The following is a 6,556-nucleotide window of genomic DNA, read 5'->3' as shown; positions in this document are numbered from 1 at the left end:
GGACCAGCCGGTCGATTTCGTGTTCCAACCGAGGACGTAGCTTTTCGTCAGCGACGCTTTCGAGCAAGTCCATAAATTCTTCTTCATGATTTTGAACATCAGCAGCAGGGTTCGGCCCCCAAAGCTCGCGGACTGGAAGGCGTGCTGCGCTTGATCGTTTGAATACTCCGGCATGACCAGAGGCCATCGTGGCAAGGAATGTGCCCTGGTGTGTTCCCCAGTTGCGAACAGATACACCATCTCGTGTCTGGCGGACGCTCCCCAACTGGTAGAGCGGTATCCAACCAGAACGCATAATAACACTGGCGATATCAGCTCCGGTGTTCACCGCAATGGTTACACTGCGAATGTCCTTTTGCCGCATTCCTGTAGATGCTGCGGACTTTCGAATGACACGCGTTTTGGCAATTGCTGTCGTATGTTTGAGGGCGCGAGCAATGGCCTTTCCTTTGATCTCACCGGGCAAGTTGCCAAGCCCACGCATGAGATCATCAAGGTCTCGTTTGTCAAAGCTTACTGTGAACATGGCTGGGACCTTTGGAGTTATCCCCTCTGCGGCTGAAAGCTGCCATAAGGCTGGACCTCACCTTCAACCACAGAAGGAATTACGTGCCCGCATTACCGGGCGAGACCATCGCTCTATCCTCCCAAACAGGATCAAGCACTACTGCATTCTTCAATAAAAAACCGCCCTGAAGGTCTTCCCCTCAGTGCGGTTTTCTGGTCGCTGTTAGGCTGTCAAATCCTGTGGGTCAGATCAAGCCGCACTCTCTAAATAGTTCAGTTTCACGCCGCGCCGATCAAACGCAGGTACTTGAAATTGCTTAAGTTTATGAGTTTTCAACAATGGTAACGCCTCTGCAATTAACTCCAACGCAGCACACCAGTATGTGTAAGTCTCCCGCAAAAACTCCTCCAAATCACTTTCAACGGAAACCACCTTCACATCACAAGCCTGCCCCACACGACAGCCCGGCCCTTCATAATCTACTGGCTTTGGCAGCTTTGTGCATGGACGCACGAACAGCTCCTCACCGTCACGCCAATAGCTCATGGCGATGCGCCCTGCTCGATCAAGAAGCGCCTCCATTTTCTTACCTTTCACTGCAGGCTTCTCTGGCTGGGTTTGCGTTTCCGCGTAATGGATCAGCAACCCCGCAGCAAAAGCGCAATCATCTGACTGGCGCGCAAACTGCATCACCGTGTCATGAACTGCCTGCGCGTCCGGGTGCAGCTCCACGCTTGTGCGTCCGCCACCATCTACAAAGGTTCCGAGGGTCAAGTACTGTTCCAAGCCAGGCATGGAGCAACCGGAACTTAAGTGACGTGCCTCATCCTGGTTCAAAACATCCAAGTGCGCCCGCTGTGTGGCATAGGTCCACTCCAGCAGGCTAACCAGATCAATCACACGCACTGCGGATCGGCGCTCAACTTCCGCCTTAACCCGCGCTGCATAGTGTGGTGATGATGTAATTGATTGAGCCATATAATGCCCTCACCTTAAGCCGCGATCTGGATCGGGCCAATGTAATCCTGAAGCTTCGCCACACGATGAGACACAACTGTATCGCTCGCTTTGGCGATCAGCACCTCGTGGGAGAGCGCCAAACCGCCGCGAAGCATGAGTAAAACGTGTTCGCGAGGCACATTTAGGAGCGTTACTCCGATCTCTTCCATAGTCTCCCCTTTGGCAAAACCCAACACGACCAAGGCGGAGGTACAACCAAGCATCAAGGTCAAAGCATGCAGCTGCGGTGTCGGCTTTGGCGTAGAGACTGCCAGCCAATCGCGGCTTTCATCCTTCACCACCCCCAAACCAGCCAGAAGCAGTGCCAGCTTCTTTGCAGCCGTTGCTTCCTTCTCTGAAAGCGAGACAGAGCGATCAAACTCAACTGGAAATCCCTGTTCAAACATAGCTTTCTCCTTCCATTGGGTCAGCGGCAAGTACTGCTTCACTGATTTTTTCAGCGTAGCGCTCACGCCGCGCCTTAAATGCATTCCACATGATTTTACGAGGGTTTCTGGCAGGCAGTTCTTTTCCGCCCCAGCTGTCACCAAAGATCGCCCGCAACTCAGCTTCTTCTTCTCGTGCCTGATTGCGCTTACGTGTCTCGCAATCCACAACAACACGCTCAATCTCAGCTTCATTCGGCATGCGATGGTTGCGCTTGATGAAGTCCACCAAGTCACCATGCCACTCGCCAACCACCGCATTGATCGCCAAACTAGCATCCGAGCTCACCAGAATCCGCAGAGCAGCTTCCTCTGGCAGCCCCCACTGCTCATCATGACTTCTCTGATCACGCCGCGCAGCTGCTGTGTACTCCCGTGCCACTTCTTCGCACGCTTCAAGGCATTTGCCTGGGAATGGCCACGTCCGATATTTCGCACGGCGCATAATCCGATCAGCAGCAACCGATAAAACCTCCTCACGAAACCCCTCCAGGTTTTTGCAAAGGTCAGCAAAGTAGTCTTGCTCAGAAGCACCCGGCGTTTTGCTAAACGTGCTTCTCAGCGGTTTGACAAAGTTCTCAAGCACGGGATGAGCGGGAGATTGGTTCATAGTGCACCCCCAGCAGCAAACTTAGCTCCCAACTCATCAATGGCCGCATCACAGCGCTCCAGATCAGCTTCGCGCTGTTTTGCTCGTATGGCAGCAGCCTGCGCACCGAAGTTCTTGTAATTGGGGTTAATTTCGGAGAGTTCCTTGCGGGATTTCATCGCAGAAACAACGGCTTTTGTGAAATAATTCAAGCTATTCGGTAGCGCCGGAGCACGTTCCAATACGATTGAAAGCGCCGGTTTCACGTCTTGATCGAGGTCACAGCCGGCAGTAAACCACCCCATGATCGGGTTTATCCCGCCTGCCATGCGCGTCACATCCAACCCCGGTTTCAGCCGCGCCAGTGTGCTTACAACTTCGTTTGCATAGCGCTTAAACGAACCCTCTACCCGCACCTTCGCTGGAGAGGACACATCAGGTTTTTCCCCATTCGCCCTACTCGCAGCCATTTCCCCTTCATCATCAACCGTTATTAATAACTCGTTCTTATAGGCCTCCACACTAGCGGCGGGGGCCCCGTCATTCCTATATCTTCTTTCTTCATACCGAGCAGCTTCCTCCTCTAAGTCTGGCTCAAGCAGATCTCCCTGCTCATCTTCCTGCACGTCCTTGAAGATGACCTTGTAGGTATAGGAGCAATTACCGCCATCAGGTCGCGTACCGCCACGGCGCTCTAACCAGCCAGCCTTCATAAGCCTCTGTATGGACCGACGCACAGTCGCCTCACTAATGCGCAGAAGCTTTGCAATCTGAATTTGTGATCGGCGACAGATTCCATGTCTGTTGGTTGATGTACAAATCTCATTCATCACCTGAATATCGCGAAGAATTAGATCTGGATCACGGTGCATGCCAATCGGGGGGTGGGAAAACTTGCGCTTGTCAGAGGTCGTCATGGCGCACTCCAGAAAAATGAACGAATTGAAAAGAATGAGGGATGTACACGGTTATACGAGCCTCCCTTGCCTTGGCGGGCGTGGAGGCGGAGGCGTGCGTCTGGCAGCGACCAGATCCGCCTCATACTGTTTTGCGTGTTCAGAGCAAAACCAAAGCTGAACGCGCTTGCCAGCCTCATCGCGACTGAAACCACGCGAGCCCCATTTGCGGCACTCCTGTGCCATGCAAGGATGTTCAGAGTGACCCGTTGCTGTGACACGTGGCTTTTTCGATGGGTCAATCTTTAGCGCCATTGGCGGCCTCCGCTTTCTTCTTTGCAGCGGCATCCAGAACGCGGCGAGCTTCATCGACCTTAGCAAGAGCTTCGCTAACCGGCGGATTAAGCGTGGCAAACAGTGCCCGTAGATCCGCCTCATAAGGCTGCATGTAGTGTTTACCCAGATGCTTATAAAAGGCGTCCAGAAAACTATCGATGCCGTAACCAGTCATCGCATCCAGCGCTCGCAGCTCACGCTCTCCAAAGGTGATGACTGCCTTCGCTTCTACTGAAGCGGCAGCTCTAAACGGTGCCATGATCAACTTCCTCACACTCCGCTTCACGTGCTTCCAGATAATACTTCACGCCAAATTTCAGGATGTATTCGACAGCAGCATCACTGTAGAGCCCGCCCAGACCACGCTGGAGCACAGATTTCAACGTCTCACAGGGCTGTTCTTTGCGCCCGCCAACATCAGTTAAACGCAACCTACGAAGCTTCTTCGAAGCGGCTTCAAGCGCCTTACCATCAATCTTAAGAGGCATCTTCAACCCTCCAGAAATCTTCCGACATCCAAAAACCGGAGTTAAAAACCTCTTCAACGAAGGCCTGATCCCATTTGCGTTCAGGGGCTCCAAACTCGTATCCAGCCTTGTCGAGAAACTCTATGAGGTGAGACCCAGCAGCATCCTCGGACTGCTCCGGACTAAACCCGAACGCAATCAGGCGCTGCTCAAGCTCATGAAGGAACTGAGGATGGGTCAGGTTGCCCTGCTGAGCCATTTGCTGCTCATAGATCGGATTTGCATTAAGGCGTTTCAAAAACTCCTCTGCAGCAAGGTCCTCTTCCCAAGGCTCAACGGGGATTGATTTATCCTCCGGCCTCCCAAAAGCAGAGGGATGCATCAGCTGATACTGCTCATTTAAAAGCAGTGCTTTATCAACCTCTTTCACCTGCTCTAAATCTTCAAGATCTTGGATTCTTGCAACACCTGCTGCCTTGCGAATAACGCGATCGTGGGAGGTCTTCAGCATCTCCAACCACACCTCCACTTGATCCCCATCGATAAGAGAGTTCAAAGCTTCCTTAACAGGCGTAACAATATCGCCGATGTAAGCCTCATGCGCGTCATGAAGCAGCGCCAGCAGCCGTAACTCCGGGTTTTCATCCTCACACACATGGTCATGTGCCAGGCAACAGTGCTGCGCCACGGAGTAATGCTCCTGCGTATGCCCGTTAAAGCGAGGGATGCGGGCGAGGACCTCGGCTATTTCCCAGAAGCTGACAGAGGACGCCTGAGGGTCCAGCAGGTTCCAAGTTCGGCCATATCGTGTTGAAATCGTCGTCATACCGCACCGCCTTTCGCGCTTGGAAGCGCGTGGGCAGCGCGCAGAACAGCTTCTGCCCGCGCGCTCAGCGCCTCACCTTGTTGGAATAAAATGGAATGGAGTGTTGTGAGTGCATTGACGTCCGCGCACTGGTGGGGCGGCAGGTCATTAGAGACCTTGGCAAGCAGGTGCAAAAGAGACCCTGTCAGGCTTAAGACACTCTCTAAATCTTCTAGTGATGAAATCAGTTCAGCATGCGCACGTGTGGCGCCGCGATCAAATCGGGTCATAGCAAAAGCCTCTGGTATGGCTGTTGAACAACCACTCAGCAGAGAGTTTTCTACGACCCACTGGTGAGCGGGAGGGTAGAAACCTGTTACCAGACAGGCGGGCTTATTTCCCTTACGGGTATTGTATTCACCGCCCTCCCGCTCATAGCGAGATTGCGCACTGGACGGAATCCAGACACAAAAATACCGCAGGTCTAACGGGTGCGGTGGCCGCTGGTAACAGAGGTTTCTACGCCTCGTCGCCAACATGCTCTGATTTGCGGCAAAGGTCAAGAGGTTAACCACCGCCCCTATGATTGCGCAAATATTTACACACCCGCATTGACTTCTTAATAGTAGTTGCGCAATATAATACACAACAAACAGAGGAGACCGATGGAACGAAATAGCCGCAAAATCATACAACACCTTGAAAAGGACGGCTTTGAGGTTGTCTCGATTACAGGGTCTCATCACAAACTGCGCAAAGGGGATCGCACTGTCATTGTCCCCCACCCCAAAAAAGACTTGCCGTTGGGAACGGCGCGCAGCATCGCCAAAATGGCGGGGTGGCTTTAAGCCTCCCCCCTTCAATAAAAAGAAAAAACAAGAAAAGAGTGACTGACAGTTTTCGAAAGGGCGCGCAACATGGAGTACTACCAGGCGGTAATTCACAAGGACAAAGATAGTTGCTTTGGTGTGCATTTTCCGGATGTACCGGGATGCTTCTCCGCAGGAGACACAATAGAGGATGCAGTAAAAAACGCGAGTGAAGCGCTTTTGCTTTACTTTGAGGATGAAGAAGGTAGCAACGTAACCCCTCGCACTCTGGATGAGCTCATTCAGGACGAGGACGTGAAACAAGAAATGGCCGAAGGTGGCATTCTGGTGGCTGTGCCTTATGTACAGCTCTCCGGTCGTTCCGTTCGCGTCAATCTCTCGTTTGACGCTGGCCTCCTGGAGGCCATTGACAAGGAAGCCAAAGGACGGAAGCTTTCTCGCTCCGCTTACCTTGCCAGTGCAGCAACCGCGATGATGAACGCCGCCTAAACCGGCATTCAAAAAGCTTTCAGAACCCGCCCGGAGGAGCACACTCCCCTGGCGGGTTTTTTGATGCCCAACTGACAATGAACCTGAATTCTTTTCACTGGCGCAAGACTGGACACTTTCCAGCCCCTTACGCGAAACTTGCGCCATTCGAATCTGAGGAACTAATTGATGAAACACATTACTTTGACCGT

The 6,556-nt window shown here is 52.7% G+C and carries 10 protein-coding genes and 1 pseudogene; 2 read left to right on the top strand and 9 right to left on the bottom strand.

The genetic code is table 11. The features are described 5' to 3' along the window. From PPL9_RS32665 to PPL9_RS29770, 9 genes and pseudogenes are all read right to left on the bottom strand, one after another. Window positions 1-526, bottom strand: a pseudogene (locus PPL9_RS32665) (hypothetical protein); the annotation flags it as partial. 231 nt (window positions 527-757) lie between these two features. Further along, window positions 758-1,486, bottom strand: coding sequence for a hypothetical protein (locus PPL9_RS29810; protein WP_057466101.1), 729 nt, complete (start codon window positions 1,484-1,486; stop codon window positions 758-760). A gap of 14 nt (window positions 1,487-1,500) precedes the next feature. After that, window positions 1,501-1,914 (bottom strand): hypothetical protein, encoded by a 414-nt coding sequence (locus tag PPL9_RS29805; protein WP_057466100.1) that lies wholly within the window; start codon window positions 1,912-1,914, stop codon window positions 1,501-1,503. Next, window positions 1,907-2,563, bottom strand: coding sequence for a hypothetical protein (locus tag PPL9_RS29800; RefSeq protein WP_057466099.1), 657 nt, complete (start codon window positions 2,561-2,563; stop codon window positions 1,907-1,909). Before PPL9_RS29800 ends, PPL9_RS29805 begins: the two co-directional genes overlap by 8 nt. Further along, the gene (locus PPL9_RS29795; protein WP_057466098.1) at window positions 2,560-3,459 is read right to left on the bottom strand and encodes a winged helix-turn-helix transcriptional regulator; all 900 of its coding nucleotides are present in this window, start codon (window positions 3,457-3,459) and stop codon (window positions 2,560-2,562) included. Before PPL9_RS29795 ends, PPL9_RS29800 begins: the two co-directional genes overlap by 4 nt. A 277-nt stretch (window positions 3,460-3,736) precedes the next feature. Then, window positions 3,737-4,033 (bottom strand): hypothetical protein, encoded by a 297-nt coding sequence (locus PPL9_RS29785; protein WP_057466096.1) that lies wholly within the window; start codon window positions 4,031-4,033, stop codon window positions 3,737-3,739. Next, a complete protein-coding gene (locus tag PPL9_RS29780) occupies window positions 4,020-4,262 on the bottom strand; it encodes a hypothetical protein (RefSeq protein ID WP_057466095.1) in 243 nt (80 codons plus the stop codon). Before PPL9_RS29780 ends, PPL9_RS29785 begins: the two co-directional genes overlap by 14 nt. Then, a complete protein-coding gene (locus PPL9_RS29775) occupies window positions 4,252-5,067 on the bottom strand; it encodes a hypothetical protein (protein ID WP_057466094.1) in 816 nt (271 codons plus the stop codon). Before PPL9_RS29775 ends, PPL9_RS29780 begins: the two co-directional genes overlap by 11 nt. Then, the gene (locus PPL9_RS29770; RefSeq protein ID WP_057466093.1) at window positions 5,064-5,336 is read right to left on the bottom strand and encodes a hypothetical protein; all 273 of its coding nucleotides are present in this window, start codon (window positions 5,334-5,336) and stop codon (window positions 5,064-5,066) included. Before PPL9_RS29770 ends, PPL9_RS29775 begins: the two co-directional genes overlap by 4 nt. A 375-nt stretch (window positions 5,337-5,711) precedes the next feature. Here PPL9_RS29770 and PPL9_RS29765 point away from each other — a divergent pair, with 375 nt between their 5' ends. Next, window positions 5,712-5,894: a type II toxin-antitoxin system HicA family toxin gene (locus PPL9_RS29765; RefSeq protein WP_057466092.1), complete on the top strand. Its 183-nt coding sequence runs from the start codon at window positions 5,712-5,714 to the stop codon at window positions 5,892-5,894. A gap of 69 nt (window positions 5,895-5,963) precedes the next feature. Next, entirely contained in the window at window positions 5,964-6,365 is a 402-nt protein-coding gene (locus tag PPL9_RS29760; RefSeq protein WP_057466091.1) for a type II toxin-antitoxin system HicB family antitoxin, read from the top strand. Window positions 6,366-6,556 lie beyond the last annotated feature (191 nt).

Source organism: Pseudovibrio sp. POLY-S9, assembly GCF_001431305.1.
In the GTDB taxonomy this organism is placed as follows: Bacteria; Pseudomonadota; Alphaproteobacteria; order Rhizobiales; family Stappiaceae; genus Pseudovibrio.
This window is presented reverse-complemented; position numbering and strand designations above follow the sequence as displayed.